The 2366-nt window shown below is 70.7% G+C and carries 1 protein-coding gene; it reads left to right on the top strand.

What is annotated here, in order from left to right:
* Positions 1-560 precede the first annotated feature (560 nt).
* Complete coding sequence (locus tag ACOJUJ_RS23235; RefSeq protein WP_420129305.1) at positions 561-2291, top strand: ABC transporter substrate-binding protein; 1731 nt, start codon at positions 561-563, stop codon at positions 2289-2291.
* Positions 2292-2366: the final 75 nt, after the last annotated feature.

Below are 2366 nucleotides of genomic sequence, written 5' to 3'. Positions count from 1 at the left end.
TCGCACCTCCCTCCCCCGCGCTGTTTGCGGGGGAGGGCCGGGGAGGGGGGCGGCCCCCCACCCCCCCCCCAAAAACCCACCCCCCGCCCCCCCCAACCACCCCCCGGCCTTTGGGGGGGGGGGGGGCGGGGGGGGGGGTGTGGGGGGGGGGGTGGGGGGCCGCCCCCCTCCCCGGCCCTCCCCCGCAAACAGCGCGGGGGAGGGAGGTGCGACGCACCTTATCGAAGCGGGATCGAAGTCCACCTCCCCCAGGGTTTTTTGGGGGAGGTGCGAGCCTAGGCGAGTAAGGGGGCGTCCGCGGACGAAGTTCGATGCTGGTCGCCGAGCCACGACCGGGATCCGGTGCCGAGGCGTCCGAAGCGCGATCGAAGTTCTCCCCTCTCCGTGAGGAACGAACGGGGAGGGGCCGGGGGAGGGGCACCGCGGACGCAGTTCGATGCCGGTCGTACCCGCCGAGGGGGGCTCGACTGGCGAGTTGGTGGATTTCGTGCAGTGGGGAGACAGGCGTTCACCCGGACCGGGGGCACCGGCGGGTGGGGACAGACACACGGGGAGGAGCGATGCGGTGGAACGCGTGGGCGCGGCGGGGGACGGCCGCCGCATGGACGCTGATGCTGGCGCTGGCCGCCGGCGCGTGCGGCGGCGGCGGTGACCGGCCGGCGGCCAGCAAGGGCGGCGCGGGCGACGAGGGCGTGGGCGCGGGGCATCCCACCTTTACCGGTGCGGCGCCCGGCGGCACGCTCATCTTTCTGTCCGAAGGCGACGTGGACGACCTTAACCCGCTCACCTTCGACAACACGCAGTCGTACCAGATCGTCCACCTGCTCTTTCGCGCGCTGGCCCGGCGCGACAGCACGCTGAGCAACTACGTGCCGGACCTGCTGGAATCGTGGAACCGCCCCGATCCCAACACGGTCATCCTCAAGGTGCGCCCCAACCTCAAGTGGCACGACGGGCAGCCGGTGACGGCCGAGGACATCGTCTTTACCATCCAGCGGCAGCAGGACTCCGCCACCGCCTCGCCGCGCCAGGCGGACGTCGGTTCGGTGACCTCCATCCGCGCCATCGATGCGCAGACGGCCGAGGTCAAGCTCAACAAGACGGGGCCCAGCACGCTCAACGCGCTGCTGGAGGTGATCCCCGTCCCCAAACACCTGCTGCAGAACGTGGATCCGGCGCAGATGCGCTTCAACGCGTTCAGCCAGAAGCCGGTGGGCAACGGCCTCTTCCGGTTCGGCAGCTGGACCAAGGGGCAGCAGATCATGGTGATGGCCAACCCCGACGCGCCCGAGGGGCGTCCGGCGCTGGACCGCATCATCGTCCGCGTGGTCCCCGACGCCACGGCCCGCCTGACGCAGCTGCTGAACGGCGAGGCAGACGCGGTGAAGGTGGCGCCGGAGCAGCGCGCGCAGCTTGAGGGGAGGCCCGGCGTCGTGCTGCACACGGCGGCGCAGGTGCGGCCGGGGTGGGTGGCGTTCAACCAGCAAAAGGCGCCGGTGAACGACCTGGCCGTGCGGCGGGCGTTTCTGATGGCCATCAACCGCGAGCAGATTGTCCAGGCGCAGTTTGGTGAGCAGGGTACGGCGGCGCTCTCGCCCATCGCGCCGGGCCTGCGCGAGCACAGCGCCGACGTGCGGCCGATCCCGTTCGACGCCAACGGGGCGCGGCAGACGCTGGAGCAGGCCGGCTGGCGTGACGCCAACGGCGACGGCATCCGCGAAAAGGGCGGTCAGCCGCTGCGCATCGACATGGAGGTCAGCTCGTCGGACCAGATGCGCAAGGACATGCTCATCTTCATGCAGCAGCAGCTGCGGCAGGTGGGGATCGACCTGTCCATCAAGGAGATGGAGCGCGCCAGCTGGGTAGAGCGGCTGCGCGGCCGCCAGTTCACCGCCAGCTTCTGGGGATGGGGATGGGGTCCCGGCGTGATGGGCCCCAACGCGGAGATGCTGTTCCACTCGCGCAGCATTCCGCCCAACGGCCCCAACTTCGCCGGCTACAGCAATCCCCGGACGGATGCGCTGATCGACAGCATTCTGGTGGAGAACGACAGCACCCGGGCGCGCGGCCTGTGGCGCCAGCTGGAGCAGCAGGTGATCGACGACGCCGTGTACGCACCCATCTTCCTGGACCCGGAGTTCTACGCCGTCCACCCGCGCTTCGCCAACGTCAAGTTCCGTGGCCCTGAGTGGTGGGAGGACGTGATCTACTGGAGCATCCCGGAGGGTCGCCGCCTTCCCCGCGACCGGCAGGGTGCCGCGCCCGCCGGTGGCGAGGCGAAGGGCGGGTGAGGGTGTGAGGGTGTGAGGGTGAACGGGTGAACGGGTGAACGGGTGAACGGGTGAACGGGTGAACGGGTGAACGGG

Origin of the sequence: Longimicrobium sp. (genome assembly GCF_048594345.1) — a bacterium.
Taxonomy (GTDB): domain Bacteria; phylum Gemmatimonadota; class Gemmatimonadetes; order Longimicrobiales; family Longimicrobiaceae; genus Longimicrobium.
The sequence above is the reverse complement of the archived record's forward strand: the minus strand, read 5'-3'. Positions and strand labels throughout refer to the sequence as shown.